The 26967-nt window shown below is 65.4% G+C and carries 27 protein-coding genes; 7 read left to right on the plus strand and 20 right to left on the minus strand.

The features are described 5' to 3' along the window. Positions 1-519: 519 nt before the first annotated feature. The 4 genes from lipA to PMO31116_RS05770 form a co-directional block, all read right to left on the minus strand. Positions 520-1527 (minus strand): lipoyl synthase, encoded by a 1008-nt coding sequence (gene lipA / locus PMO31116_RS05755; protein WP_150565860.1) that lies wholly within the window; start codon positions 1525-1527, stop codon positions 520-522. Between the two features lie 23 nt (positions 1528-1550). Continuing rightward, a complete protein-coding gene (gene lipB / locus PMO31116_RS05760) occupies positions 1551-2246 on the minus strand; it encodes a lipoyl(octanoyl) transferase LipB (protein ID WP_150565861.1) in 696 nt (231 codons plus the stop codon). Positions 2247-2420: 174 nt separating this feature from the next. Beyond that, positions 2421-3374, minus strand: a complete 954-nt coding sequence (locus PMO31116_RS05765; protein ID WP_150565862.1) for a DMT family transporter — start codon at positions 3372-3374, stop codon at positions 2421-2423. A 185-nt stretch (positions 3375-3559) separates the two neighbouring features. Then, on the minus strand, positions 3560-3892 hold the full coding sequence (locus PMO31116_RS05770; RefSeq protein ID WP_150565863.1) for a DUF2917 domain-containing protein: 333 nt from the start codon (positions 3890-3892) through the stop codon (positions 3560-3562). A 100-nt stretch (positions 3893-3992) separates the two neighbouring features. Between PMO31116_RS05770 and PMO31116_RS05775 the strand changes: the two genes are divergently transcribed. Beyond that, positions 3993-5024, plus strand: coding sequence for a transcriptional regulator GcvA (locus PMO31116_RS05775; RefSeq protein ID WP_150565864.1), 1032 nt, complete (start codon positions 3993-3995; stop codon positions 5022-5024). A 152-nt stretch (positions 5025-5176) separates the two neighbouring features. Here the strand turns inward: PMO31116_RS05775 and PMO31116_RS05780 are convergent, their stop codons facing one another. The 11 genes from PMO31116_RS05780 to PMO31116_RS05830 all read right to left on the minus strand — a co-directional run bounded on the left by PMO31116_RS05780 (position 5177) and on the right by PMO31116_RS05830 (position 15696). Next, complete coding sequence (locus PMO31116_RS05780; RefSeq protein WP_150565865.1) at positions 5177-5449, minus strand: DUF493 family protein; 273 nt, start codon at positions 5447-5449, stop codon at positions 5177-5179. Next, positions 5446-6294 (minus strand): D-amino acid aminotransferase, encoded by an 849-nt coding sequence (locus PMO31116_RS05785; protein WP_150565866.1) that lies wholly within the window; start codon positions 6292-6294, stop codon positions 5446-5448. Before PMO31116_RS05785 ends, PMO31116_RS05780 begins: the two co-directional genes overlap by 4 nt. Before the next feature lie 5 nt (positions 6295-6299). Then, complete coding sequence (locus tag PMO31116_RS05790; RefSeq protein WP_150565867.1) at positions 6300-7487, minus strand: D-alanyl-D-alanine carboxypeptidase family protein; 1188 nt, start codon at positions 7485-7487, stop codon at positions 6300-6302. Positions 7488-7769: 282 nt separating this feature from the next. Next, positions 7770-8399: an alpha/beta hydrolase gene (locus tag PMO31116_RS05795; RefSeq protein WP_150565868.1), complete on the minus strand. Its 630-nt coding sequence runs from the start codon at positions 8397-8399 to the stop codon at positions 7770-7772. 133 nt (positions 8400-8532) lie between these two features. Continuing rightward, the gene (locus tag PMO31116_RS05800) at positions 8533-8862 is read right to left on the minus strand and encodes a (2Fe-2S) ferredoxin domain-containing protein (protein WP_023597856.1); all 330 of its coding nucleotides are present in this window, start codon (positions 8860-8862) and stop codon (positions 8533-8535) included. A gap of 86 nt (positions 8863-8948) precedes the next feature. Next, positions 8949-10490 carry an MFS transporter gene (locus PMO31116_RS05805; protein ID WP_150565869.1) on the minus strand — a complete coding sequence of 514 codons (1542 nt, stop codon included), beginning with the start codon at positions 10488-10490 and terminating at the stop codon, positions 8949-8951. Between the two features lie 208 nt (positions 10491-10698). After that, a complete protein-coding gene (locus PMO31116_RS05810; RefSeq protein WP_150565870.1) occupies positions 10699-11871 on the minus strand; it encodes a VanZ family protein in 1173 nt (390 codons plus the stop codon). A 13-nt stretch (positions 11872-11884) separates the two neighbouring features. Next, the gene (locus PMO31116_RS05815; protein ID WP_174970880.1) at positions 11885-12664 is read right to left on the minus strand and encodes an ABC-type transport auxiliary lipoprotein family protein; all 780 of its coding nucleotides are present in this window, start codon (positions 12662-12664) and stop codon (positions 11885-11887) included. Between the two features lie 32 nt (positions 12665-12696). Continuing rightward, a complete protein-coding gene (locus PMO31116_RS05820) occupies positions 12697-13656 on the minus strand; it encodes an MlaD family protein (protein ID WP_150565872.1) in 960 nt (319 codons plus the stop codon). Then, positions 13646-14575, minus strand: a complete 930-nt coding sequence (locus tag PMO31116_RS05825; protein ID WP_246185153.1) for an ABC transporter ATP-binding protein — start codon at positions 14573-14575, stop codon at positions 13646-13648. The genes PMO31116_RS05820 and PMO31116_RS05825 overlap by 11 nt, the downstream gene beginning before the upstream one ends. Next, positions 14575-15696, minus strand: a complete 1122-nt coding sequence (locus PMO31116_RS05830) for an MlaE family ABC transporter permease (protein WP_150565873.1) — start codon at positions 15694-15696, stop codon at positions 14575-14577. The genes PMO31116_RS05825 and PMO31116_RS05830 overlap by 1 nt, the downstream gene beginning before the upstream one ends. 216 nt (positions 15697-15912) lie before the next feature. On the opposite strand from PMO31116_RS05830, the gene PMO31116_RS05835 reads away from it, so the two are divergent. The 3 genes from PMO31116_RS05835 to PMO31116_RS05845 are packed head-to-tail and all read left to right on the plus strand — an operon-like array spanning position 15913 to position 18888. Continuing rightward, complete coding sequence (locus PMO31116_RS05835; RefSeq protein ID WP_174970883.1) at positions 15913-16947, plus strand: biotin--[acetyl-CoA-carboxylase] ligase; 1035 nt, start codon at positions 15913-15915, stop codon at positions 16945-16947. After that, on the plus strand, positions 16944-18005 hold the full coding sequence (locus tag PMO31116_RS05840; RefSeq protein WP_150565875.1) for a type III pantothenate kinase: 1062 nt from the start codon (positions 16944-16946) through the stop codon (positions 18003-18005). The genes PMO31116_RS05835 and PMO31116_RS05840 overlap by 4 nt, the downstream gene beginning before the upstream one ends. 1 nt (position 18006) lies before the next feature. Continuing rightward, positions 18007-18888, plus strand: coding sequence for an SPOR domain-containing protein (locus PMO31116_RS05845; protein WP_150565876.1), 882 nt, complete (start codon positions 18007-18009; stop codon positions 18886-18888). Positions 18889-18909: 21 nt separating this feature from the next. Here PMO31116_RS05845 and PMO31116_RS05850 read toward each other — a convergent pair whose 3' ends face one another. The 3 genes from PMO31116_RS05850 to PMO31116_RS05860 all read right to left on the minus strand — a co-directional run bounded on the left by PMO31116_RS05850 (position 18910) and on the right by PMO31116_RS05860 (position 21438). Next, positions 18910-19917, minus strand: a complete 1008-nt coding sequence (locus PMO31116_RS05850; RefSeq protein WP_150565877.1) for an asparaginase — start codon at positions 19915-19917, stop codon at positions 18910-18912. Beyond that, on the minus strand, positions 19914-20417 hold the full coding sequence (gene rfaE2 / locus PMO31116_RS05855) for a D-glycero-beta-D-manno-heptose 1-phosphate adenylyltransferase (RefSeq protein ID WP_150565878.1): 504 nt from the start codon (positions 20415-20417) through the stop codon (positions 19914-19916). Before rfaE2 ends, PMO31116_RS05850 begins: the two co-directional genes overlap by 4 nt. Positions 20418-20553: 136 nt before the next feature. Further along, positions 20554-21438 carry a ferritin family protein gene (locus PMO31116_RS05860; RefSeq protein WP_150565879.1) on the minus strand — a complete coding sequence of 295 codons (885 nt, stop codon included), beginning with the start codon at positions 21436-21438 and terminating at the stop codon, positions 20554-20556. Positions 21439-22190: 752 nt separating this feature from the next. Between PMO31116_RS05860 and PMO31116_RS05865 the strand changes: the two genes are divergently transcribed. From PMO31116_RS05865 to PMO31116_RS05875, 3 genes are all read left to right on the plus strand, one after another. Next, positions 22191-22751, plus strand: a complete 561-nt coding sequence (locus tag PMO31116_RS05865; RefSeq protein WP_150565880.1) for a chalcone isomerase family protein — start codon at positions 22191-22193, stop codon at positions 22749-22751. 243 nt (positions 22752-22994) lie between these two features. Next, a complete protein-coding gene (locus PMO31116_RS05870) occupies positions 22995-23432 on the plus strand; it encodes a nuclear transport factor 2 family protein (protein ID WP_150565881.1) in 438 nt (145 codons plus the stop codon). A 395-nt stretch (positions 23433-23827) separates the two neighbouring features. Continuing rightward, positions 23828-24415 carry a LysE family translocator gene (locus PMO31116_RS05875; protein ID WP_150565882.1) on the plus strand — a complete coding sequence of 196 codons (588 nt, stop codon included), beginning with the start codon at positions 23828-23830 and terminating at the stop codon, positions 24413-24415. Between the two features lie 118 nt (positions 24416-24533). Here PMO31116_RS05875 and PMO31116_RS05880 read toward each other — a convergent pair whose 3' ends face one another. Continuing rightward, positions 24534-25484: a helix-turn-helix transcriptional regulator gene (locus tag PMO31116_RS05880; RefSeq protein WP_150565883.1), complete on the minus strand. Its 951-nt coding sequence runs from the start codon at positions 25482-25484 to the stop codon at positions 24534-24536. A 158-nt stretch (positions 25485-25642) separates the two neighbouring features. After that, positions 25643-26932 carry a patatin-like phospholipase family protein gene (locus PMO31116_RS05885; protein WP_150565884.1) on the minus strand — a complete coding sequence of 430 codons (1290 nt, stop codon included), beginning with the start codon at positions 26930-26932 and terminating at the stop codon, positions 25643-25645. Positions 26933-26967: the final 35 nt, after the last annotated feature.

Below are 26967 nucleotides of genomic sequence, written 5' to 3' on the forward strand. Positions count from 1 at the left end.
CGGGGTTGCAGCCAGATGGAATCAAATTCGATGGACGTTGCCAGCATGCGCGAGCCGGCGCGGCGCGTATTGCACAGCGAAAGGCGCGCGTCTTGTGACGCCATGTAAACCAGTCTCGCCCCGCTACGCGCCCGGCGGGCTCAGGTGGCGCGGTCGCCAACCTGCCCGCGTAAATCGGTCAACCAGCGCGTGCGAGGTGACCTTCGCGCTAATCCATCGGGAATCGCGTTGCATCGGCTGCCGCGCAAGCCGGTGATCGGGGGCGGCAAGCGGGGGGAGGAACTGGCGGAAACCGCAAGTCTCGTCGGCACAGACGGTTGCCGCAGGGTGGACGAAGGCGGGATGGCGGGATGGCGGGATGGCGGGATGGCGGGATGCCGCCCCAGGCAAGGTCACGACCGTGCGCGCCTGCGTGCGGTGCGCACGACACCGAGGGTCAGGATGTCGGTGTCGTGCCCGGAGGGATGGGCGGATCGGCTGCCCGGGGGTAAGACGTTGGAACGGCGAATCGCGCGCCGCTCAGATCGCGTCGGCCACTCCGGCTTCGTGCGCCTGCACGTCGGCGTGATAGCTCGAGCGCACCATTGCGCCGACGGCAGCGTGCGTGAAGCCCATCTTGTAGGCTTCTTCCTCGAACATCTTGAACGTGTCGGGCGTGACGTAGCGGCGCACCGGCAGATGGTGCTCCGACGGTTGGAGATACTGGCCGATGGTCAGCATGTCGACGTTGTGCGCGCGCAGATCGCGCATCACTTCGAGGATCTCTTCGTCCGTCTCGCCCAGGCCGACCATCAGGCCCGACTTGGTCGATACGTCCGGATGCTTCGCCTTGAACTCCTTCAGGAGCGTGAGCGAGTGCTGGTAATCCGACCCCGGCCGCGCTTCCTTGTACAGACGCGGCACCGTTTCGAGATTGTGGTTCATCACGTCGGGCGGTGCGGCATTGAGAATGCCAAGCGCGCGATCGAGACGCGCGCGGAAGTCCGGCGTGAGGATTTCGATGCGGGTTTGGGGCGAGAGCTCGCGCACGTGCCGGATACAGTCGACGAAGTGCTGGGCGCCGCCGTCGCGCAGATCGTCACGATCCACGCTAGTGATCACCACGTACTTCAGCCGCATGGCGGCGATGGTCTTCGCGAGGTTCAGCGGCTCGTCGGCGTCGAGCGGATCCGGGCGACCGTGGCCGACGTCGCAGAACGGGCATCGGCGCGTGCACTTGTCGCCCATGATCATGAACGTGGCCGTGCCCTTGCCGAAGCACTCGCCGATGTTCGGGCAACTCGCCTCTTCGCACACTGTGTGAAGGTTGTGCTCGCGCAGGATCTGCTTGATTTCGTAAAAGCGCGACGTGTGCGTGGCCGCCTTCACACGAATCCATTCCGGCTTCTTCAGACGCTCGACCGGCACGATCTTGATCGGGATGCGCGCCGTCTTGGCTTGCGACTTTTGCTTGGCGGTGGCGTCGTATTCGCCGTCGATCGTGCGAACTTCCTTGCTCGCGTTGTCGTTCTGAGTCACGGTGGTCATGTTGGGGCTTTCCAGACGTCCATTCAGGCGGCGGCGTTGGCGCCGGGGGTCGACGCGGCGACGGCCGTCGCGGTGTGCTGTTCGAGGTGACGACCGAGTTGCTGCGCCAGTCGCGCGGCCACTTCGTCCCAGCGGGGGGCCACGCCGAGCGTGGCCATGTCTACGGTTTGCAGGCCTGCGTAGCCGCACGGATTGATCCACTCGAACGGGCGCAAATCCATGGCGACGTTGAGCGACACGCCGTGATAGCTGCATCCGTTGCGGATCTTCAATCCAAGCGCGGCGATTTTCGCACCGGCATGCGCTGCGGTGCCATCGCCGGGACTCACATAGATGCCCGGCGCGCCGGCCCGGCGCTCAACCTCGAGATTATACGCCCCAAGGGTGTCGATCACTGCCTGCTCGATCAAACGCACCATTTCGCGCACACCGAGCTTGCGACGACGCAAGTCCACGAGCAGATAAACGACCACCTGGCCGGGGCCGTGATACGTGATCTGGCCGCCACGGTCGACTTTGACGAGCGGAATGCCGGTGTCGGCGACGAGCAGATGCGCCGGATCTCCGGCCAGTCCGAGCGTGTAGACCGGCGGATGCTGGACGATCCAGAGCTGGTCGGGGCCGTGCGAGCCGCGCGTGTCGGTGTAGGCACGCATGGCGTCGAACGATGTGGCGTAGTCTTCGGTGCCGCGCCAGCACACTTCGATCGGGGAGGTCATGGCCGCAATTTTATCGAAACCGGCACAGTCTTGCTCGCAGCCCCGCCCCACGGGCGTGCGCGGCCGGTGTTGCCCGAGCGCAACGATGCCCACCGCGCGGTTTGCGCCCCGTTTGTGTCGTGCTTGCGCCGGATTCCCCCCTCCCGCTGGCCGATGACTCTCCCGCGCGCGCCGTCAGACGCCCTTTCGCGCAACGGGCGCGCCGAGCCCCCGAGCGTAACCGCCGGCGGCGAGCAGGATCATCAGCCCGCCCAGCCACTGCGTCGGATGCAACACGATGCCGAATGCCAGGAAGTCGACCGCCACCGCCACGACCGGATAGACGAAGCCGAAGACCGCGAGACTCGACGTCGACGCCTTCTGGAATGCGCCGTAGAGCAGCAGGTACATGAAGGTCGTGTGGAAAAGCCCCAGTGTCACGATGGCCCCGATCTCGCGCGGCGCCGAGGGCAGATGGCCGAAATCGGCCATCCAGACGAAAACGACCGCGCCAATGACCATATGCAGCGCCGCGATGATCTCCGGACGAATCGTGCCCGCCAGCTTCTTGGTAAACAGCGTGGTGGCCGCGTAAAGCGACGCCGCGGCGAGCGCGCTGGCCACGCCGAGCAGATAACCCTCACCGTGCGCCCCACCGGGCTCCGCCAGAATCACCAGCCCGGCAAACGCCACGCCCAGGCATCCCAGGGTGGCCATCGACGGGCGCTCGCGGGTCACGACCACGCCCGCGAGCACAAGCAGGAACGGCTGGACGTTATAGACGACGGTCGTGATGCCGACCGAGGTCAGCCGGTAGGCCGTGAACAGGAAATACCAGTTCGACACGAGCGTGATGGCGCCCAGGGTCACATTCACGATTTGCCAGCGCGCCATGCGCAATCCGCGCCAGTAGCCGCGCCAGGCGCACCAGGCGCACAGGCTGGCCGCCCCGATCAGGCATCGGAAGAAGACGACGTTGAGCGCCGGCTGCCCCGACATCAGCACGAAGTAGCCGATCGTCCCCGAGATCACCATGGCGGCAATCATCAACAGGCGGCCAAGGCGCTCGTCGGTCTGCGCGCGGCGGGACGGGGCGTCGTTCTGCGGTGGGCACGACACAGGGGCGGGGGATGAAGCGCGGGGGGGCATCAGGTAGGGACTTCTCCGGTTTTGACGCGCTATCGGGTGATTTTCGGACAGATTATTGCGCGTCTTGTTGTGAATTCGATTGACATATCCGGCGTGACAACCCGAGTGACTGAAACGAAACACGCGCTCCTCGGCGAATTTCGCTTCGGAGCGCGTGGCGTCGGTCGAACAACGTGCGCCAGGTTTCAGGCGGCCGCCGTGCAGGAGTTCGCCTCACGCGCCGCGCGACGTCCGGCGAGCCACTTGCGCAGCACGCGAACGAGCGGGAAACGGTGCGCCACCTGGCGTTCGAGCGCCGCTTCGGCGTCGGCGTCGGCGGAGATCCAGTAGCGGCGTCCGGGCTCGACGGCAAGCCGCTGACCGGGCGTCAGCCAGTAATCGCGCGGATCTCCCGCTCGGGTGACCCAAACCGCCGATCCGCGCGCAACCAGCGTATGCTCGTGGTGCAGGTCGAGGGTGATCACTTCACCCGGGCGAATACCGTAGAAGTACTGCACCTTTGTCAAATTGTTTTGCATTTTACGACCCTCACTCAGTGCGAGACAATGACTGAATCATAGGGACTGCCAAGCGCCGTACCAAACGACATATTTTCACGGCCTTGCGAATAGAGCTCACATGGACCTTCGGAGACTTCCCAACCTGAGCGCCTTGCGCGCCTTCGAGGCGGCCGCCCGCCTGGAGAGTTTCTCCCGCGCCGCGGAGGAGCTGTTCGTCACGCACGGCGCCATCAGCCATCAGATACGCGCGCTGGAGCAGGAGCTCGGCACCACGCTCTTCGCGCGCAACGGCAAGCGCATCAGCATCACACCAGCGGGACGCCAGTACGCCACCTCGATCCGCGCCGCGCTCGACGATATCGCGCAAGCCACGCGCAAATTGCAGGCGGGCACGCGCAGCGAACGGCGTCTGGTGCTCACGACCATGCCGTCGTTCGCCAGCCGGTGGCTCACGCCGCGCATCGGGCGCTTCATCGATCGTCATCCCGAGCTGGAGGTGGAACTGCGGTGCAGCGCGCACCTGATCGACTTTGAACGCGACGACGTGGACGTTGCGCTGCGCATGGGCAAGGGCAACTGGCCCGGATTGCACATCGAGAAGGTGCTCGACGACGTGTTCTTCCCGGCTTGCAGCCCGGCGTACAACGGCGGTCGGTTGCCGCGCACCGCCGAGGAATTCCGGCGCAGCACGCTGCTTCGCTCCGAGGGCGAGCCTTGGGCACCCTGGTTCGCGGCGGCCGGGTTCGCGCTGCCCGAACCCACGCAAGGCATGATGTACGAGGACTCGGGAATGTTGTCGCAGGCGGCGATCGTCGGTCAGGGCGTGGCGCTCGTGCGTCGCTCGCTCGCCGTGGGCGACATCATGGCCGGCCGGCTGGTGCGGCTGTCCGACGTGGACACGCCCTGCGAGTGGGATTACTACTTCGTCTGCCCGCCCGCCGTGCTCGAGACGCAGCGTGTTCAGGCGTTCCGGACGTGGTTTCTGGAGGAATTGGCGGCGTTCGAATCGGTGAAGGATATGCAGCGCCGTCCGACACAGCCGGGTCCCGTGGCCCTGGCGGCCGACCTCGCCGCCACGACGGGCGTGCGACCGGGCATCGACGCCGACCCCGCGTTGCCGCGCGACGACGGCGCGCCAACACACGCGTGAGGTGATTATCGGCGCATCAGGCTCGGCAAGGACTTCAGCATTCCGGACGCCTCAGCCCCCCCTTGGGGGCCTTGAGTCCACGAGGCGCCACGGGCGCAGCATGCCGATGCGCGAGCCCCGCATACGCGCCGGGCTCGCCCCAAGCGTGCCGCTTACAGCACGACCTTGACCATCGGATGGCCGGTAAGTGCGCGGTAGATGTCGTCGAGATGCGCCTTCGAGTGCGCACGGACGGTGACGGTCAGGCCAAGGTACTTGCCCGAACTCGACGGACGCATCTCCACGGTGGCGGAATCGAACTGCGCATCGAACTCGCGCAGCAGCGCCACGATGGCGTCGGCGAAACCGTCCTGCATCGCGCCCATGACCTTGATCGGAAAGTCGCACGGAAATTCGAGCAGACTTTCCTTCTTTTCCGTCGTCATAGTGCCTCCTTGGCCCGCTGATAGGCAGCGTAGAGCGCGCGGAAAACGGGTCCCGGCTTGCCGTCGCCTACCGGTTTGCCGTCGAGCGTGACCACGGCGAGCACTTCCTTCGTGGCCGACGTGATGAGCAGTTCGTCGGCGTCGCGCACTTCCGCTTCGCTGACCGCACGCTCATGGAACGCTATGCCGCACTCGCGCGCAAACGTCTCGAGCGCACCGTAGCGGATACCCTCGAGGATTCGATTATCGCGCGGCGGGGCGAACATTTCACCGCCCTTGACGACCCAAACGTTGCTCGACGACGCCTCGGTCAGATTTCCGTCGCGGAACTGGATCGTTTCCTGCACTTCGTGATCGGCAGCGTACTGCGCCATCAGCACGTTCCCGAGCAGCGAGGTCGACTTGATGTGGCAGTTCAGCCAGCGGCGATCCTCATGCGTGACCGCCCCCACGCCGTGCTCCACCTTTTCGCGCCCCGGCAGCGTGAGCGGTGTTGCGATGCCGAACACGGTCGGAGCGATGTCCTTCGGGAACGTATGCTGACGCGGCGCCACGCCCCGCGTGACCTGCACGTAGATGCTGTGTGGGTCGGCGGCACACGTGGTCGACAGGCGCGCGAACAGGGCCTCCCATTCGGCGCGCGTGTACGGGTTGGCGATGCGAATCTCCGCGAGACTGCGCTCGAGCCGGTCGAGATGCTGGGCGAGACGGAACGGCTTGCCGTGATAGACCGGCACGACTTCGTAAATGCCGTCGCCGAACAGGAAACCGCGATCGAACACGGAGATCTTCGCATCGGCGAGCGCGATCAGCTCGCCGTTGAGCCAGACAGTGGAGTTGTCCATGCGGCTTACTTCTTCACGAACATCAGGCGCAGCGCATCCCATGCGCGGCCGATGAAGCTGGCCTGGGGCACGTCGGCCAGCGCCACGACCGGGAACTCGGCCAGTTGCTTGCCGTCGGCCATGACCTTGACGGTGCCCACTTGCGCGCCGTTCGCCAACGGGGCGATCAGCGGTTCGCGCAGTTCCAGCTGCGGCTTGATCTTGTCGGCCATGCCCTTGGGCACGGTGATGAAGGTGTCCTTCTTAACACCGATCTTCAGCTCGCTTTCCTTGCCCTTCCACACCTTGGGCGTGGCCACGACCTGATTCGCGGCATACACGCGCAGCGTGTCGAAGTTCTGATAGCCGTAGTTCAGCGCCGAAAGGCTGTCCTGCACGCGCGCGCGCTCGGTGGGCTCACCCACGACGACCGACAGCACGCGGCGGTTCACGCCGGCGGCACCGGGCATCGGACGCGACGCCGTCGACACGAGACAGTAGCCGGCTTCCTTCGTGTGGCCGGTCTTCAGGCCATCGACGGTCGGATCGAGGTACAGCAGACGGTTACGGTTCGGCTGGCGGATGTTGTTGTAAGTGAAGCTCTTCTCCGAGTAAATCTTGTAGTACTCGGGGAAGTCCTGGATCAGGCGCGTCGACAGTGTGGCAATGTCGGCCACGGTCGTGTAGTGCTGCGGGTCGGTCAGACCGTCGACGTTGGTGTAATGGGTGTTTTTCAGCCCCATGCGCTGCGCGGCACGGTTCATGAGTTCAACGAAGCCCGGCTGCGAACCGCCGACGAGTTCCGCCAGCGCGATCGAGGCGTCGTTACCCGACTGGATGATCATGCCATAGACCAGATCGTGCACCGTGACAGGCTTGCCGGCTTCGATGAAGGTGCGCGATTCGTCGCGGCCGACCTTGCGGACCGATTCCCCCGGAATCACCGTCTGGTCCATCGAAATGCGCTTGTCGCGCAAGGCTTCGAAGATCAGGTACGAGGTCATGATCTTCGTGAGCGATGCCGGTTCCACGCGAGCATCCGCGTCTCCGGCCGCGAGCACCTGACCGCTGGTCACGTCGACGATCGTCCACGCCTTGGCCGTCATCGGCGGCGGCGGGATCTGTTGGGCACGGGCGGGAAGCGTTGCAAGCGAGCCGCAAACGACAAGCGCCGCGGCGGCGGCGGCACGGGACAGCGAAGCGTTGAATTTCATGGGCGAAGAGGAGGACGAAGTGAGACTCAGGAGCATCTGCGCTTGAAGAAGCGCCGTATCGTTGGCTTGGCGTTGGCATTGCACCGGTATTCCGTCGAGCCTGCGGGCCTGCGATACGGCGACGAAGACAGCGGCACCGAAGTGCCGGTGCCATGCCTGTCGGGGACATAGACCCCGAGGGACCTGACAAGGTTCAGGGGCGAATTATACCCGCCGGGATTTCGACCCCCCAGCACCAACCTCCCGAGCGGCCCAAATTCGACGAAATTCACCCTCGATGTATCAATGACGCCACGCGTCGACCACGATCTGTTTCAACAGGGGCAACAGACCATGGAAAAAGTGCTCGCCGCCCGGGATGACCACGATGGGCAGCTTCTGCGGCCGCGCCCAGTCGAGCACCGACTGAAGCGGCACCGTGTCGTCCACTTCGCCATGAATGACGAGCGTATCGGCGGGCACGTCGGCCACGTCCCAGTTGCTCGCGGCCGTTCCCACGAACACCAGGCGCTGAGCCGGCGTGCCGGCGGCCTCGAGCGTTTTGGCGACGTGCGAGAGCACGAACGTGCCGAACGAAAAGCCGGCCAGCGCGAGCGGCAGGGCATCCCAGCCGGGCTGTCGGCGCATCCATTCGATCACGGCAAGCAAATCGTCGCGCTCGCCGATGCCCTTGTCGTGCTCACCCGCCGATTGCCCCACGCCGCGAAAATTCGGGCGCACCACGGCGTAGCCCAGTTGCACGAAAGCGCGGGCGAGGGTCTGGGCAACCTTGTTGTCGAGCGTGCCGCCGAACAGCGGATGCGGATGCGCGACCAGCGTGATGCCGCGCGGCGCGCCGGCCGGTCGGTCGATGGCGATTTCGATGGCCCCGACCGGGCCGTCGATGGTGAAGCGTTCAGTCTGAGCGTTCATGGGCGATGTGAGGTCTGGGATGCGGCAGCGCCCGCGCTATCCCCACATGGGTGCGGGAGCGGGCGAGCCGGTTCGGGAAGTTCGGTGTCGGGCACACGCGGCGAGGCCTGGAGCAGACGAAGCCGCGATGGGATCAATCGATCAGCAGGCGCTCGACGATCTCGCCCTGCACGAGATGCTTTTCGACAATTTCGTCGATGTCGGACTCGTCGAGGTAGGTGTACCAGGTCCCCTCGGGGTAGATCACCACGACCGGGCCCTGTTCGCAGCGATCGAGGCACCCGGCCTTGTTCACACGGACCTTGCCGGGGCCGGCAAGGCCCAGCTGCTTGACCTTTTTCTTGGCGTATTCCTGCATCGACTGCGCATTGCAGTTCGCGCACGACGGACGGTCTGCACCGGGTTCGCGCTGATTCAGGCAGAAAAAGACGTGATGTTTGTAGAACTGCGGCTGGGTGGCCATGTCGGGGCTATCGGGAAGTGGCAACGTGTTCGCGTATTTCGGCCCATTCTAACCGACCTGCCCCGCGCGTGCGGAGACGACCGTCCTCACCCAAGCCGGCGTTGCACGGCCATGAACAACGCGCAAAACGCGGCAAGGCATGCAAAACCGAAGAAAACATTCACGCTGGCGAGCACCAGCGCCTGTTGCGACGCGAGATTGCCCACCCATGCCGATGCCATGTGCGCGGCCGTCGTCGCATCCACGCTCGCGCCGAACACCTGCTGCACCTGCGACACCGCGGCATTGTAGGCGGGATTGAGCGGCGTCATCGCCGGCGTGAGTTGATGCATGAACACTGCCTGACGATCCTGCATCAGCACGGCCATCATCGACACCGACATCGAGCTCACCAACTGGCGCACGATGTTCTTCGTCTGATAGCCATGCTGGAAGACGTATTCGTCCATGCCGCGAAACGTGAGCTCCGCGATCGGAATCATGGCAAACACGCCGCCAAGCCCACTGAGCACCATCGGCAGGATCAGCCATTGACTCGACACACCCGGGTACGACTGCGAAAGCAGGAACGCGTACCCGAGCAGGCACAGGTACCCGATCAGGACAAACGGCTTGAGCTGCACGAACTTCGGACGCGCCAGGGTGTACATGACGGCGACCACCAGGCTCGTGACCGACGCCACCGCCTGCAGATATCCGGTGTGCTCGACGCTCCAGTTCAGCCCCCGTTGCATGTAGATCGGGAACAGATACGACGTCGAATACGAGAAGAAGTAGTACACGGCATAGCCCCCCAACCCCAGCACGTAGACCGGGTTGCGCACCAGCACCCGAAAGTCGATCAGCGGCTTGTGGTGCGAGTACTGATGCCACATGTACCCGATCGCGCAGATCGCACCGACCAGGCACAACTCGAGCAGATGCAGCGGGTTGGAGAAAAAGTCGAACCGCGATCGCTGCATCATCACTTCGACGAACAGCACGCCCGCCGCAAAGAACACGATGCCGCGCATTTCGAATTCGCCCTCGTCGCGCAAGCGCTCGCGAAAATCAGGAATCACGATCCACGAAGCAAGTGCGCCGGCCAGCGCAATCGGCACAACCGCGAAAAACACCGATGACCATAGAAAATGGTCGACGAGATAGCTGGCGAGCAGCGGCGCGGAGATCTGTCCGCCGAAGAAGCCGTAGGTGAAGAAAAGCAGTGCGCGCAGCCGCAATTCCGGGGCGAAGCACAGGTTGATGAGGATACGGCTCGCGGTGAAGAGCGAACCCGCGCCCAGACCGAGCACGAAGCGGGCGATGGCGAGCTGCGTCGGCGTATGCGCCATGCCGCATAGCCACGCGCCGAACGCCATGAGCGTCAGCGCACCGGCGAGGAACGTGCGATACCCCAGGCGCGACGCAAGCCAGCGCTGCTTGAGGATCACAAGGATTCCGGCCACCGCGTAGAGCGTGGAGACGAAAGCGTATTCTTCGGGGGCGGCACCGACCCCACCCGCGATGTGCGACGACGCGAACACGAACATGCCGTTCTCAAGCATTTCGATACCCGTGGCGGCGGCGATCACGGCCATCAGCACGCGCTGTCGTGTCTTGTGCGCAAACGCCAATCCCCAGGTACTCATCTTTGCCTCGCCAATGAAAAAAGCCCGGGATCTGCCTGTCGATGCCGGGCGGTCGCGGCACGCGAAGTATCAGCGTGCCTTACATGGGAGTTTAGGATTCATGGCGCCGGGGACCAACCGGCAACGGGCCAATACGCTATTGCGAATTCGGAAACAATCCACCGCAAGATTCGATCGATTCCTCCTCTCCGAGCAAGAAAGAAGCGCGTCAGCGGGACTTTCCGACGCTACGGGCCGGGCCGCGATGGCTCGGATCGAACATGGCGAGCAGGTAGATCAGCACGAGGTAAGGCCACGTCCACGCGAGCCAGCGCGCAAGCACGTTGAAGTGAACGTATTGCCCCTGACGCCACGACTGGAGCGCGGCTTCATAGTACGGATTGGCGGGCAACAGATTGACCAGCACCAGCAATACGATGAGTGCCGCAAGGGCGACCGCACCGCGCAAGGCGCGCGGCCCCCTGCCGGCCAAAAACAGCACGAGGCCGCCGACGACCATGCCGTAGACGGCCCCTGCCGTCACCCAGTCGAAGGCCTGAGCCGCCGAGAACTGCCATGCCGAGGCAACGGCCTTGATCGCGAACGCGCTCGCGAACATGGCGCACAGCAATGGCACGCGCGGCGCCGTACGGCGCATTGCCAGCGTGGCGAGCAGACCGGCGAGGACCGTGCCGCATGCCGTGACGATCGTCTCCCACAAGGCGTGGCTGGCCACGGCATCGAGCGCGGAGAGGTAGTCCTGCAGTTGTCCCAGACGCGGCACCCAGTCGATCACCCGATCGGTCACGTCCGGGTCTTGCCAGAGCCAGATCTGGCGCACGAGGTCACCGTCTCCGAAGAGAAACTGCTGCGGGTACGCCTGGGCCCAGGGCCAAAGCGCCAGCAAGACGAGCAACATGCTCGCCTGGCGCTCGAACCAGGCAAAGCGGAGGTGTCGCAGCCATCCGCGATCGAGCAGCGGGCTGGTGAGCGGCACGGCAATCGCGCCGCCGATGAGCGCACCGAGCGCGTTCGTCGCCAGATCGACGTTCGACGCGACGCGCGTCGGCAGATAGGTCTGCAACGCCTCCATGCCGCACGAGAGCAACGCTCCGAGTACGAGCGCGGCGATCACCGCGCGCACGCCCCGCCAGGCCGGATGCAGCGCCAGCACCGTGAGTACGCCCAATGGCAGGTAGCCCAGCACATTGGTCACCACGTCGAACGTCGTCATCCAGCGGGGCAGCGGGGCGAACAGATAGTCGAACGGCCCGACGGCCGCGCGCTGAAACGTGAAGGGATACAGACTCGCGTAGGCGATCAGCAGAATCAGGCAGAGCAGCGCCTGACGCGTAAGCGGTGAAGCGCGTCGTTGCCAGGGTTTGACATCCGGCTCGGGCATCGGCGACGTCTGCCTATCGGGCGGGCGCTACGGCACCCGAAGTCGCCGGCTGCGCGGTGGCCGCCGGCGTAGCTTGCGACCGGGCCGGTGCCCGCGTCGTCGCGGAGGGCGTCGGCACGCGCCCGGCGAGCCACTGGATCAGTTGCGTCTGCACGGCGTCGCACGCTGCCGCCAGCGCTTTCACACCGCCGGCAGCATCCGCCGTCGCCGCTGGCGCCTGGGCACGCAACGTGGTTTGCGCGAGCAACTTCGGGCCGTCGAACAGGGTGGCGCGCATCTGCACGACCCCATGACTGGTCGAGGCACTGTCGAAGTACTGTGCAAACTCGTCGATCTCGACACGCAAAGCGGGCGCCGCCGTGGGATCGCCGGCAGCCAGTACCGGACGGTCGACCGACAGCGCCGCACGCAGACGGTCGCCGAAGAGCCGCACCGGCGACGCCAGCCACCGGCTGTTCGCATACACGCGCGCCTGGTCGCCGTCGCGGGCCGGCAAGCGGTAGTAGATCATCTCGGTATCCAGCCAGCTCGGCGCATTGACGACCACCTTCAGCGGCGAGAGACGCGGCGCTCCCGTCACGTCGGCGACGGCCGGATGTCCCGCGGCTACCGCGGCCGCCGGCATCATCGGCGGCCCGAGGTCGAATCGGGCGACCGAATTCGAGGGTGACGGGGCCGCGCATCCCGCGACCAATATCGCCGCGCCCAGACCCAGCATCCAGGTGCTCAGCAGGCGCAGCGGGCCGACGCGGGTGTGGACTGTGTGTGTGCTCGCCGTGCTCAGCTTGGTCATCTCGTTTTCCCCTTGCATCACGATGTCGCGCATTAGTGTCCTGCCACGCCGGGCCACGAGAAGCCCGCTTCGCCCGGACCGGGCGTCGGCGGCGTCGTGCCGAACAGCAAGGCGCGCGGATTGCGATTGATGGTGTCGGCGGCGTGCCCGACCGCCTGGGTCGTGAAGCGCAGATCGTCGGACAAGCGGTTCAGGCGCGGCAGCGCTTCTTGCTGCAGCGAACCCTCGAACGTATGCATCGTGCCTTCGAACGCCGCCAGACTCGACGTCGCCTGATCGGCCGCGCGTCCGACGCTGTTCAGATTGCGCACGAGCGGGCCTTGCGGGTCGGCCAACTGATTCGTCAGACGATTCGCGCCGGACAAAGTGCCGTTGAGTTCGCGCACCGTGTCGGGCAACTGACGGGTGACCGGCTCGAGTTGCTGCGCCACGCGATTCACACTTTGCGCGGCGGTCTTCACGCTGTTGATCGAGTCGAGAATCGCCTGCCGGTTCTCCGGTGCGAGCAGCTTGTTGACCGATGACGTCGCCTCTTCGAGCTGATGCACCAGATTGTTGCCGCGACGCTGAAGTTCGTCGACGAAACTCGGGCGCAGCCGCAACTGCGCCACGTGTGCCGGCGACGACGGCAGCAACGTCCGGTCGTGCCCGTCGTCGTCGAGCTGCACGAAGGCCAGCCCCGTTACGCCCTGGTAGCTCAGCGTGGCGAACGTCGACTGGGTCATCGGGGTGCCCTCATTGACGAGAATGCGGATCAGGATCTGTCCGGGTGTGCGCGGATCGAACTTGATCGACTCGACCTTGCCCACGGCCAGGCCGCGATACCGCACGGCCGATTCCGGGTTGAGCCCCGTGACATTCGTGTGCGCCACCAGGTCGTACGGGACGCGCTCGCGATTGTCGCGATTGAACCAGTACACCGACGCGGCGACCGCCGCGAGCAGTAGCAGCGTGAACAGGCCCGCCATGAAAGCGTGCGATTTATTTTCCATCGTCGAGTAACTCCGAAATCTTGGCGCGCCTTGCCGCAGGCAAAGCCAGCAACGCGCGTCTGCCGCGCTCACCGAGGAAGAAGCTGTGAATGAACGGGTGATCGACCCGAACCACGTCCTCGACGGGCGCGTTGACGATCACCCTGCGCTCCGCGAGCACTGCCACGCGCGTGGCGAGCATCATGACCGTATCGAGATCGTGCGTGACCATCACCACCGTCAGTCCGAGCGAGCGGTGCAGACCGCGAACCATGTCCACGAACTCATCGGACGCCTGCGGGTCGAGCCCTGCCGTCGGTTCGTCGAGAAAGAGCAGTTCCGGCTCGAGTGCAATCGCCCGGGCGATCCCCACCCGCTTGATCATCCCGCCCGACAACTCCGACGGCATGCGATTGGCCATGCGCCCCGACAATCCGACCATCTCGAGCTTGTACATCACCACGTCGCGAATCAGGTCCTCCGAGAGCGTGTGCAACTCGCGCAATGGCTGCGCGATGTTGTCGAACACCGTCATGGCCGAGAACAGGGCGCCGCGCTGGAAGAGCATGCCCGACCGACGGCGCAGCAAGTGGGCCGCGCGACGGTCGATCATCGTGATGTCGTGGCCGAAAATCCGGATATGACCGCTCGTCGGCGCCTCCAGCCCGATGATCTGCCGGATCAGTGTGGTCTTGCCCGAGCCCGATCCGCCGACGAGCGCGATGATTTCGCTTTGCCCCACCGTAAGGTCGAGGTGCTCGTGAATCGTATGCGTGCCGTAGCGTTTGGTCAGATCGTGCACTTCGATCACCGGCTGCGCTTCGCCCGGCAGGGTCGACGATACCGGCGGACAACCGTTGGGCGCGCCATGCAACACGTCGCCACCGGACTCCCGCGCGGCGCCGGAGCGAGACGGATCGGATACCGTGGTCGTGCGCATCAGCCAATCCCCACATTGCGGAACATGATGGCAAAGACCGCGTCGGCCAGAATCACCACGGTGATCGAAGTCACCACCGACTGCGTGGTGCCCTCACCCAGACTCTGCGTATTCGGTTTGACGCGCATGCCGAAATGACACGCCACGAGCGCGATGAGCATGCCGAAGACAACGCCCTTGCCCAGACCGATCCATAGATTCGCGACGCGTACGGCATTCGGCAGCGTCGTGAAGAAGTAGTGCAAACCGATGCCCAGCTCGTACTTCGCGGCAAGTGCGCCGCCAAGCAGCGCGATGATGTTCGTCCACATGATGAGCAGCGGCATGGCGATGGCCAGCGCGACGACTTTCGGCAGCACCAGCCGCAGTCCGTGCGGGATATCCATCACCCGCATGGCATCGAGTTCCTCGGTTACACGCATCACCCCGAGCTGCGCGGTAAAGGCCGACCCCGAGCGCCCCGCGACGAGAATCGCCGCGAGCACCGGACCAAGTTCGCGGATGACTGCGAGGCCCAGGATGTTCACGATGAAAGTGCTCGCCCCATACAGCTTCAACTGCTGGGCCGAGAGGTAGGACAGCACGATACCGATCAGGAACGCCACCAGCGCGGTGATGCCGAGCGCCTTGGCCCCGGCGCTGTAGACATTGGCGGACATCTCCAGCCACGGGGCGCGCACCGGGTGGCGAACCACGCGGCCGAGGTCGATCACGAACCGGCCGAACATCGCGATGCCGTCACGCAAGTGTTCTCCCAGCGAGAACAGCGAATATCCCAGGCGGCTGATCGGATCGACGCGGCGCGCCGGCACCGGACTCTGCCGCGTTCGGTCGAATTCGGCCAGATGATCGAACAGCGCGCGTTGAGTCGGCGTCAGCGAAATGCGCTCGGGATATTGCCGTTGCCAATACCGCCAAAGCGCCTGCGCGCCCACGTGGTCCAGCCTTTCGACGCACGTAAGGTCCCAGGCGAGCGGGCCAGTCGGCAATGCACGCACCAGACCAAGCAGCGTTTTCTTGCGCTGCGAGAGCGCCAGCGCCGTCCACAGGCCGCGCAGCATGACCACCGGGCCTTGCGCCGAGGTGGTCAGCTCCAGAGTGGGCACGGCATCGAGGTTCAAAACAGGGCGTCTCCTGACAACAAACCCGCTGGAATTCGGCTCGCGTCCAGCGAAACGCGGTCATTGTACGGTACAGGCGAGGCCAATCGATGGCAACCCGGTGCGGTCTGAAAAGCGCTCGGAATCAGCTCACCCGAGCGTCGGATAATGCCGAAAAACGGGCGTTTGCGCCGATCAGACCGGCGCACCGCCAGCCTCGCCGCTACAATAGCAGCCATGAATAACGCCGCATCTTCCTCCCCGAACATCCTTGACGCCGCCCAGGCTTGCTCGGCCGCCGGTGGCATCGAATCCGCCGTCGGCGCAACCGCCCGGACCCGGTTCGACGTCGCATCGCGCCGGCTCGACGGCGAACGCATTCGCTCGCGACTGAGCGGCGCTTGCCGTGGCTGGGAAATCGAGGTGGTCGAGACGACCGGCTCCACGAATCTCGACCTGCTCGCGCGGCTTCGCGAGAACGTGGCGTGCACGCCGACGGTGCGTGCCGCCATGAACCAGACCGCCGGGCGCGGACAGCGCGGCCGGGTCTGGCAAAGCCAGCCCGGAGACAGCCTGATGTTCTCGCTGGCCTATGTGATGTCCGGCGGACCGGCGGACCTGGCGGGCTTGTCGCTCGCCACCGGTGTCGCGGTGATCGAGGGACTTTCCGACTTGCCATTGTCGGCGCCACAAGCACTCGGTCTGAAGTGGCCGAACGACGTGCTGCTGCGCGGCGGCAAGCTGGCGGGCATTCTGATCGAAACCGTTCCCGCAGGGCCTGGGCGTATCGGCATCGTCATTGGCATCGGTCTCAATCTTCGGCATGCGGACGACGTGGCCGCCCGAATCGACAGCGCGGCGGTAAGTGCCGCCAGTGCCCCCAGTGCCGCGGGCGCGTCGAGCCCCTCCGCCTCGCCGATACCCGCCGTCCCGGCCACACCACCGGCGGCACTCGAATCCGTGTTTCCGGAGCCGGATATGTCGACGGTGCTCGTCGCTCTCGTCCAGCGCCTCACTGCCATGCTGGACCGCTTTGCGACGCAGGGCTTCGCGTCGTTTCGCGAAGACTGGGAAGCGATGCATGCTTACGGCGGGGCCTCCATCCGCATCATCGAGCATGGCCGCGACATCTTGCACGGCGTGGCACTCGGCGTTGACGGACGTGGCTGCCTGCGCGTGGCCACGCCACAGGGCGAGCGCGCCATAGCGAGCGGCGAGGTATCCGTGCGTCTGCTCGACCCCGCGCCCGGCGTGCAGGAGGCCCGCAGATGACCGATCCCCGGCAAGGGCCTGCGCGCTCGCCGACGGGTCTGGTGCCGTCGACGGAGTCCGGTTCGACCGAGGCCGCGCGCCACGCCCCGTGGCTCCTGATCGATGCTGGCAACAGCCGGATCAAGTGGGCGCTCGCGCCCGCGGTTCGACCGACGCACTGGCGTGCCGCGGCGCCGAGCTTTCTCGCCAGCGGCGCCGTCGATCACGTCGAGTGGCGCACGCTCGCCGCCCAGATTCGTGCAGGTTGGGCCGCCTTGGCCGCCGGTATCGGCAGCCAGACCCACTTCGCGCCGAATTCGGCGCCGCTGGCGCTGGGTCAGGGCGGCCAGGACGACGGCTTCATCTGCCCGGCACCCGCGGGCGTCTGGCTGGCCAATGTCGCGGGCGAGGCGGCGGAGCAGGCCGTTCGCATGACACTGCAAACCCTGTGGGGCATGGCGTCGGCCGATTGGCTGCAAGTGCTGCGCGCCAGCGAATCGCGCGCCGGTGTGCGTAACGGCTACCTCTCTCCCACCCAGCTCGGCAGCGATCGGTGGGCCAGCCTGATCGGCGCCCATGCTGCCTGGCCTGACGAGCATTTGCTGATCGTCACGCTGGGCACCGCAACGACGGTGGAGGCCCTTCGTGCGGATGGCGACTACCTCGGCGGACTGATTGCGCCCGGGCCCGCACTGATGCTCCAGTCGCTCGCCCAGGGCACTGCGCAACTGCCGACGCTCGATGCCACGACACCGACCGGCGGACAGGCATTTGCGCGCAGCACGACGGATGCGATTCTCCGAGGATGCGCCGCGGCACAGGCCGGGCTCGTCGAACGCAGCCACGCCCAACTGCAAACCCAGCTCGGGGCGCCCGTGCGCTGCGTTCTCTCGGGCGGCGCGCGCCAAGCGCTAGCGCAGACCCTTGCCTTGCCGTTTACCGAACACGATCAACTGGTGCCGGCCGGCTTGTACGAAGTCGCGCTTCGCACTGTCGGCGCCGCGGAATCTTCCGCATCCGCCGCATCGGCACCATCGTCGCGGTCGCGTAACAGTGGCCCCTCCCGCAGAGGTATCTGAGATGTTGCGTGCGTTGTTACTCGCTGTCTTGCTTGCCGCGAATGCGGCACTGGCCGCGGTGCAGTTCGGCTGGCTGAAATGGCGCGACCTCCTGGCGACTTCGGGGCGTGAGCCGATGCGCGTGGCCCAGCAGATCGAACCCGCGAAGATCCGCCTGTTGGGCGCCCAGCTCAGCGAGCCGGTAGCGGACGCCGCGTCCCCGACCGTCGATGCGCGCGAGGGCACCGCGTCGCTCGCCGTCGCGCCTTCGAGCGCGTCAAGCGCATCGGGCACGTCGGGCGTGGCCGTGTCGGCGGCCAGTCAGGCTGTCGCGGCAGCAGCGCCCGGCGCCACATCGGCGGAGTCGACCGCGACACAGGCGAGCGCCGCATCGTCGGCGGCCGCGGCTGCCGTGGCAACAGCGTGCCTGGATATCGGCCCGTTCTCCGCCAATGACGCGCCACAAGCGCGCGGGCTATTGCTCGCGGCCTTGCCTTCGGGTCAGGGCGACATTCAGTCGATCGCCGTCGACAAGCGCTACTGGGTGCATCTGGACGCCGTGCCGAACAAGGCGGCGGCCGACAAGCAGGTCGCCCAATTACGCGCGGCGGGCGTGACGGAGTATTTCCTGCTCAACGACGACGGATCGAATGTGGTGGTATCGCTCGGATTGTTCAACGATCGTGAGCGCGCCGTGCGGTTGATGGCTGCCGCACAGAAGAAGGGCCTCACCCCCCAGTTGAGCGAGCGGCCGAACGCTCGAAGCCGGATCATTTATCGTATCGCCGGCATTAACGGGAATGCCGCCACGCAGGTACGTGGCGTCGTCACACAACAGTGGTCGGCGCAAATGGTGCGTGCCTGCCCCGCTCCCGCCGGCAGCCCACCAACCGGGGTCCGCTAGGCGGCAGAGGCGTCGACGCCGTCAGCGCACACGCCGGAGCGCCACCACCGGCCGCACGACGCCCGTTTGAATGCCGCGTGCGTTCCTGACGACCGGAGACACCCAGGGCGCCAACCCCGTCGTCTGCGCGGATGTCACCAGGCCAAGCGCCTCCAGCACCGCGACGGCAGCGGTGTAGAGCGCGCGCATGTTGCCGTCGACCACCTTGATCGCGATACCCAATCCGGCGGACCGCACGCCGATCGTCTGCACGCCGTCGGCGCCGATCTTCGCCACCCAGTCGCCTGGCGCCGTGCGCATGAACGCCAGATCATTGCGCGCGGTACCGGACACCATCTCCGGTTGCTGCGTCATCGCGTCGAACAGTGTCGAGAGCGCCGCATCGTCGCTTGCCGCAAGGCGCGCATAGGCGCCCGCCAGCTTCTCGAGCGGCAGCGCGTAATTTGGCGCGGAGCACCCGTCGATACCCAGCGGCAAGGCATCGCCGTTCACGCCGACGACATCGCCCACACGCCCACGAATGGCCTGCTGCAATGGATGCGCCGGATCCAGATAGGTATCGAGCGGCAGGCCGTGCTGCACGCAGTACGCAAGAAAGCCGGCGTGCTTGCCTGAGCAGTTATGGTGCAGCGGTGTCGGCTTCAGATCGGCGGGCGCTCGTTTGCCGGTTGCCGAATAAAAGGTCGGCGTATGGCAACCGCATTGCAGATGCTGTTCGTCGCAGCCCGCCTTCGTCAGCAGGCTCGACACGCCTTCGACATGGAAGCTCTCGCCGGAATGGCTGGCGCAAAGCAGCGCCAACTCCGGCTGCGTCAGGCCGAAGTGCCTCACACCGTCGCCCTCGACGAAGGGCAGCGCCTGAAACGGCTTCAGGGTCGAACGCGAAAAGGTAAGGAACGACGGATCGCCGGCCGCGTAGCGCAAGTGCCCCTGCGCATCGACCACGGCCACACTGCCGTAATGAATGCACTCCACCGTATCGACGCCCTGGGCGCCGCGCGTGACCTCGACGAGTGGGGCAAGATTCATGACTGGGCCCGCACTTTCTTGAGCAACGACGTGGTGGAGCGCTGATGTTCGAACGGGATCGCCAGCGCCTTGCCGCCCCAGCGCCGCACAACGGCCGACTCGGGAAGGACGTCCATGTCGTAGTCACCGCCCTTGACCAGGATATCGGGCCGCACCACCTCGATCAGCGCCTGCGGCGTCGACTCGCCAAACGTCACCACGTAGTCCACGCTTTGCAGCGCCGCGAGCAGCGCGGCACGATCCTGTTCGTTGTTGATGGGGCGGTCGTCGCCCTTGCCAAGCGTGCGCACCGAAGCGTCGGTATTCACGCCGACGACAAGACATGCACCGAGCGCGCGCGCTTGCGCGAGGTAAGTCACGTGACCGCGGTGCAGGATGTCGAACACGCCGTTGGTGAATACCAACGGGCGCGGCAGCGTCGGCGCAACGGCGGCGAGGGCCTCGCGCGTGACGATCTTGGCCTCGAAATCGGCCGGAGGAATGACTGGGGAAGATGACATGACGATCGATCGAAGTTGACGCGCTATTGTCCCACGCCGGGCGCGAGGCAACAAAAAAGGGGCCGAAGCCCCTCTTTCGTCGATACGTTCATCGCACCTCGCCGGACCCGAGGGTCTGGAAGACGCGGCGATGCACTCACGATGCCGTCGCGACGGCCTGTGCCGCCGGTGCCGTAACGGCGGCCAGACGGCTCGTGATTTCCTTGCGGTAGCGATTCAGGTCCTGCGCTGTCGCGAACGTGCGCTCGAACAGGAGCGACATGTTGTGCAGAATGCGCTCGACCACCTTCTTCTCCCAGCTGTCGTCGAACTTGATCTGCTCGTCGAGCCAGTGCTCGAGCCACTCCGGCTCCGGCAGACGGGACTGCACCGTATCGTTCGGGAACAGGTCCTTGTTCACGTGCAGGTTGGTCGGATGCAGCGGCTTTTCGGTGCGACGTGCCGACGCCATCAGCACGCCGATCTTCGCGAACGCGGCACGCGCGTTGTCGCCGAAGCTCGTGAGCGCCTTCTTCATGTAGCGCAGGTATGCGCCGCCATGACGGGCTTCGTCACGCGAAATGATTTCGTAAATGGCCTTGATGACCGGCTCCGTGTGCCACTCGGCAGCACGGCGATACCAGTGGTTCAGGCGGATTTCACCGCAGAAGTGCAGCATGAGCGTCTCGAGCGGCGGCGCCGGATCGAACGGGAAACGGACGGCATGCAGCTCGGCTTCGGTCGGCACCAGATCCGGGCGGAAGCGGCGCAGATACTCCATGAGCACCAGCGAATGCTTTTGCTCCTCGAAGAACCACACGCTCATGAACGCGGAAAAATCGCTGTCGTCACGATTGTCGCGCAGGAACATCTCGGTGGCCGGCAACGCCGCCCATTCCGTGATGGCATTCATCTTGATGGTGCGCGCCTGATCGTCAGTGAGTTGGCTCGCGTCAAACTTGTCCCAAGGAATGTCCTTTTCCATGTTCCAACGCACTGCCTCCAGCGACTTGTAAAGTTCGGGATACAGCATTTCGTTCATTTCAATTACCCCCAAGGTCGCGAGACCTTACACCAGGACTCAAGATAGTATTGTGAAAGTTTACGCCGAATTTCGACAGACAAAACGGTGAGCGCGTCGCGGGAGGCCCCCGCCATCCCGGCTTCACGTCTTGAACCCTGCCGTCGCGGAAGGACGGCGATGTTACGCCTGTTACGTTGCTATTACGCGATTACGTGGCCGCATCCTGGCGATATGGCTTAGAGCGACCCTACTAAAATATGGGCAAACTCTTGAATCATAACATAAATCCCTTTCATTTCCCCTGCGCCTGACACTCACGTGACGGTAATGCGTCGTAATTTTGACGACCGTCAAAATGTCACGCGGAGCGCCTAAGCTTCAACGGCGGCGAGCGTCGCCGAGGTCACCGTCGATCGACTTCCCGACATTCCCCCGCACCAGTAGCCGTTGCGCGCGCATCGCCCGCCGCTGGTGGACGTCGATCCCACGTGACGTCGCCTCAGTCATCAGGGTAAGTCCTTGTGCCACGGGCCTGCGCGGGCGCCGGTCAATGGTCTACGCTGGAAACGTCGTATCGCAATGGCAGACCGAGACGCTTCCCAGAAGCTTGAGGCCGTGGGGCCGGGCGGGAACCCGCTTCCCCGGATGCCTGCGCCTTGTTTGAGGATAGTTCTCAGTCGCAATTTCGCAACAAGTCGCTAGCCGAGACTTCGACGCTACGACACGGGCCAACCTACTCGACGGAATCCTTGACCGATAAGGAGCCGAGCATGGCAACTCGTCCCGCATTCGCCATATGGCTGCGCATGGCCTGCCTGTTGACGGCAGTCGCCGTTGTCCCTCACGCCCGTGCGTTCGACGTCGGGCAACTCGCCTCGCAGGAGACGCCGGCCGTGCGCCTGGTCGGCCACGGCTCGTTCACCCGTCTGGGCTTTCATCTTTACGACGCCGAGCTGTTTTCGGGGGCCGATCGCGTGAGCGCGAACTGGAGTGCGCATCCGCTGGTGCTCGATCTGCGCTATGCGCGCAGTTTCACGTCGCATACGCTGGTGCAACGCAGCCTGATCGAGATGACCAAGCTGCAGGTCGCCACCGACGCCGAGCGACAGCACTGGGCTGAGGAACTCGCGCGCATCCTGCCGGATGTCTCGGCCGGACAGCACCTTACCGGGGTGTTCCGGCCCGGCGACGGCACACGCTTCTTTTCCGACGGCAAACTGATTGGGCGCATCGCGGGCGACGCTTTCGGACGCGCCTTCTTTGCGATCTGGCTCGACCCGCGCACCAGCGCGCCCGACCTGCGTGCGGAACTGATCAGCGACGCCCGTTGATCGGGTGCGCGATGTCGCATCGACGCCACGTCCGGCGCACCGCCGTGGTGCACGTGGCCGTGACGGCTGCTAAGTTTACTAGGGGGCCGCGCTGCCCCCAAGTCTTTGCGTTGAGCCGCGCGGGGCGAGTCGGCGAGTCGGCGGACCGAGGTCCGCAGGCGTCGCGCGTTGGCTGCGCGGACAGCCGGATGTTTCCGGCTGTCCATCGAATCGCGCTGTGACAGCGCTCACGCGAGTGTGCCCATGGATATCGATCATGCTGCGGCGCTGACGCGCCTGACGCGCTTCCTCGAGACCCTCACCCGCCAGAACATCGCGAATCTGGGCGAGTTCTATACGCCCAACGTCTATCTTCGAACGCCGTTGCACGAAGTGCGCAGCGCCGCCGAAGTCGCCGGGCTGCTCACGCAACTGTTCGAGCGCGTCGACGTACCGCGCTTCGAGATCACCGCCACGCTGCTCCAGCACAATCAGGCGATGCTGGTGTGGAATCTGCACTTTCACGCGAGGCGCTGGCTGGACGACGAACAGATCATCCATGGCGCGTCGCATCTGCGGCTCGCCGTCGACGGGCGCGTCGCCTACCAGCGCGACTATTGGGACGCCACGGAGGATCTCTATCTCAAGCTTCCGTTCATGGGCCGTCTGCTCAGATGGTTACGCCATCGCCTGCTTGGCTGAACCGTCGACACGGAATCTCGCCGCCCTTCACGCAGCGCCCCCGCTCACCCCATCGCCCCATCGCCCCATCCGGGAAACGTTTGCGCCTCGGCGGTTTCATCTGTCTATCGTCTGCCGCTCGCCCGCATCTTTTCACGCTGCCATCTATTCACGCTGTCGTTAACCGACCTCGCCCGCTCACCGAACTCGTCCAGCCCACCCTGGTGGCGTCGCCTCCCCGACCTGACCAGCGCTATCTGGCCGACTGCCGCAACGCGAATCGCATGCGCCGCCGACGGATGGCGGATGACGGCGGCGCATGCTGCCGAAGGGCAGTTTTGTTCAATACGCCGCCAGCGAATACGCCTACGCTCGGAACCTCGTTTCACTCGCATTTTTTGGCAATGAGGGCTCCGATGACACTCTTTTATTCCATGGCGGCCTTCGCACTGGCCGCCTCCATTACCCCTGGGCCGGTGAACGTCGTGGCGCTGGGCTCGGGCGCCCGTTACGGGCTCGCCGCCAGCCTGCGCCATGTGACCGGCGCGACGGTTGGCTTTGTCGCACTGCTCGTTGCCGTTGGCTTCGGCGTGTACGAGCTGCTTCAGCGCGTGCCGGGGCTCCTGCATGCGATCCAGTGGTTCGGCGTGGCGTTTCTGCTGTACATGGCGTACAAGCTGGCCGTGGACAATGGCGAACTCGGCGATTCCGACACCGCGCGCGGCCCAACCCTGTCGAATGGCGCCGTCATGCAATGGCTCAATCCAAAGGCGTGGCTTGCCGCGCTGGCTGGGATGGGTGCGTATACGGCCGGCGATCCGCTGCGCATCTGGCAGTTCGCGGCGATCTACTTCGCGGTGTGCTGGCTCTCGATCGCGTGCTGGGCAGCCGCGGGGGCAATGCTCCGCCACCATATGCGCGACGCGGTACGCGTGCGGCGTCTGAACCGCGTGATGGCCGCATTGTTGGCGGGAAGTGCGGTATATCTCGTCGCGGCGGGGTAGCGGCGGGGTAGCGGCGGGGTAGCGGCGGGGTAGCGGCGGGGTAGCGGCGGGGTGGCGTCCCGGTGGAAGCTGGACACGACGGCAATTCACCGGCAGCGCGGCAGTCCCGCGCCGCTCGTCATGCCGCGCGGGACTCCTGGACGTCACGCGACGCCGGCAACGCTGCCGCCTCGCCCGAACTGTCCAGATCGAGCGAATCCGCCAAATCGCACAAATCGCCGGAACCACGCGCGTCGAGCGCGCCTCGATAGTGCCCTGGGGTCGCGGCGAGCAGTTGTTTGAACGTTCGCTGGAAGTGGGCCTGATCGGCGAATCCCGCGTCGAGGGCCACTTCGGCAATGGCGTGGCCGCGGCGCAACCGCGCTCGGGCATACTGGATCCGCTGGTTCATCAGGAATGCGTGGGGTGTAAGGCCATACTGCGCCCGAAATGCCCGCGTGAGGTACGACGCCGACAATCCCGCCGCCGCACAGATCTGCGCAAGGCTCAGGGCCTCGCGACAGTGCGCGCGGATGAAGTCCGCGGCGTCGCGCAATTTGCGAGCGTCCTCGCGCATCGGCCGCGGGGCCGGGTTGAGACGCTCGTGCGCATCGATGAAGTACTGCTGCACCGCTGTCTCGCGTTCCAGCCGGTCGCGCGCTGCGTCCGTGCAAACGTCGTAGAGCCGATTCAGTCCGTCGTACAGCACAGGATCGGTTGACGACATCGGATCGAACAGATGCAGATCCTGGCCGTGTCCAAAACCCAGTTCGCGCTGAAGATCGCGCAACCAGACCGTGTCGACGAACAGCATGCGATACGCCCACGCTTCGTCGCCGATAGGGTTGCAGGCATGCACGGCGTCGGGATTCATCACGACGACGCTGCCCCGCCCCACGGTCTCTCGCGCGTGTCCGTTCAGATACGTGCTACGGCCGCCCGTCACCACTCCGATCGAGAACGTCTCGTGGCTATGGAGCGCGTAGCACACGCGACGGCCGTCGAGCACTTCGCGCGCTTCGATGAACGGCAATGCCGGATCGCGCCAGAACGTCGACGGATACGGACAGGGAACAGTGACTTTGGACATGAGCGAACGGAATTGTCTACTAACTCAGGCGCGGGTATTGCGGCGGTGCTGCCGTGCCGAGACTTTCGGACGGTCGGATCGTCGGCCATGAAGTCTACCAACGTCCGGGACACCGGTGCCGCTGGCACGTCGGATTCCTGAGCCGCACGGGCACCGAATCATGCCGCCGGTTTGCCGCTGTCCGCAACCGTTGCTGGCTCGTCGACGGACAGCGGCGAATTCGCGGGCATGCCCGCTCCGCCCACCGCCCCCGCTTCCACGTGATCGAGCGGGCTCGTGCCGTCGGCTTCGGCCACCAGCCATGCGGCGATGGCGTCGCGTTGTGCGTACGCATCGGCCTCGCCCAGCGCGATGAGTTCCTGCGTGTACGCGGATTCGAACAGCAAGTAGCTCGCGAACGCCGCGCCGCGGGCTTCGTCGGCGCCGATCGCGCCGAGCATCGTGCGAACCGCGCGCGGCAATTGTTGCAGGTGCCGCGACGCAATCGGTTCGATGCGCTGGCTCGGCGAGATCAGCAGCGTCTCGACCGGCCGCCATCCGCTCGATTCTCGATGCGCCTCGGGCACGTGTCGCAGTACGTTGTTAATGTGCTGGAGCCGCTCCAGATCGGCCGACAGACCGTCGATGAAAACGCTCGCCAGCGCCTGCCCCCCGATCTGCGCGAGGCTGGGGTAGCCGCCGATACGCTCGCCGCTGCTGTCGAGCCCGTACTGGCCGTGCGACGCGCCAATGATGAGAATACGCGTCGCGCCGAGATGGATCGGCGGGCTGAGCGGCGCGATCTGGCGCATCGACCCGTCGCCGAAATATTCGGGCTGTCCGTCGAGATCGAGCTCGATGGCCGGGAACAGGAACGGGATCGCGCTAGACGCGAGCAGGTGATCGACCGTCAGCGGCACGGCGCGTGCGAGCCGCAATGAACGCTTCCAGGGCTGGATCGGCGCGGCGCTTTGATAGAACGTGACGTGTTTGCCGGAGGAATACGACAGCGCCGTGACCGAGAGCGCTTCGAGCGCGCCGGACGCGAATACGTCGGGCAGTCGGTCGAGACGGATCGCGTTGCGCAGCATCTCGTTGAGCGGCGACCAGTCGAACAGTGAACGCGGCGATCGGCGCAACGCCCATCCCAGCGAGAGCGCGGCAAGCCAGCGCGCCCCGGTGCCCGCCATGCCAAGCGAGTCGGCGCGAAACACCTGCCCGGCGTGGAACTGCCGCCATACCGCATCGAGCTTCATCACGCCGTGCTGGAAATCGTCGGCGTGCGAGGCGAGCGCCGCCGCATTGATCGCCCCGGCGGACGTGCCGCAGACGATCGGAAACGGTATCGCGCGCCGCGACGGCAAGACCTCGCGCTGGATCGCCGCGATCGCCGCGAGCACGCCCACCTGATACGCCGCGCGTGCGCCCCCGCCCATCAGGACGAGACCGGTGCGTTCGCCAGAGATCATGGGGCATCCTCCTGCCTTCGTTATTGTCTGTGGCG

It is taken from the genome of Pandoraea morbifera (assembly GCF_902459575.1).
Taxonomy (GTDB): Bacteria; Pseudomonadota; Gammaproteobacteria; order Burkholderiales; family Burkholderiaceae; genus Pandoraea; species Pandoraea morbifera.